Consider the following 873-nt stretch of genomic DNA (forward strand, 5'->3'; position numbering starts at 1 on the left):
CTTCCGCAATAAAGAGCGGTTTGCCAATGCCATTTACTTCCATCTCGGCGGGTTGGATCTTTACCCTGATGGGATTACTAGATGATGGGCGCCCACTCAATCAGGGGAAGAGCCAAAAATGCAATAGGGCTGATTGTTTGGCGCTTACAAATAGCATAGGCTTCGGCCTCGCTCACCAACCGGACGATACAGGGCACATTGGTCAGCCCGGCGATTTGTGCGGCCCGGTACCGGCGCTCCCCGGCAATGATATAGAACACGGTCTTGTCTTCGTTGGGACGGATGACCAGGGGCTGCGCGATGCGATTGCGGCGAATGTCCTCCGCCAGGTCGTTCAGCGCGGCCTCATCGAAGTAACGCCGGTGGTTGAAGCCTTCCTTGACCTGGAGCAGCGCCACCGGCACATGCAAAAACTGTTCGTTTTGCAGGTTGGCCATGACAGCGGCAAGATCGAAGGGGGCGGGTAAGGTTTCAGCGGTATTCATGTGGATTCTCCGAAGTGTTGTTGAGTACACCTCCTATCATCCACATTATTTCAATAATGCAAGCCTGACGGATCAGGAAAACAGGAAGTGTGTGACTGGGGAATAAAGTCTTTAACTAGGTAATAAAGTCCTTTACTGGGGAATAAAGTCTTTAACTCCTATTTTTACAACGATTTGGTGGTTTTATTTCGTGAGAATAAAGTCGTAAAGCGTACAATAAAGTCGTACAAAATTTATCCACAGGGAATAATAAAGTCGTAAAATCGATTTGGGCTCTTCGACGTTTCATATGGATTTCAGTATGGAACCCGCCGGGCTGGCAATCATGTAGATCATAGTTATAAAAGTTCGGTTGTTTCGATAGCCTCTGGCTCGTGCTCTGGCTGCT

1 protein-coding gene is annotated in these 873 nt (G+C 49.0%); it reads right to left on the reverse strand.

The features are described 5' to 3' along the window. Positions 1-77: 77 nt before the first annotated feature. A complete protein-coding gene (locus tag ACOCD2_RS22690) occupies positions 78-485 on the reverse strand; it encodes a ParB N-terminal domain-containing protein (protein WP_419601584.1) in 408 nt (135 codons plus the stop codon). Positions 486-873 lie beyond the last annotated feature (388 nt).

The organism is Thiolapillus sp. (genome assembly GCF_048562965.1).
GTDB classification, from domain to species: Bacteria; Pseudomonadota; Gammaproteobacteria; order Chromatiales; family Chromatiaceae; genus Thiolapillus; species Thiolapillus brandeum_A.

Coding starts and splice junctions, on each gene's coding strand:
- ACOCD2_RS22690 (WP_419601584.1), bottom strand. CDS start 485: ATGAATACCGCTGAAACCTTACCCGCCCCCTTCGATCTTGCCGCTGTC.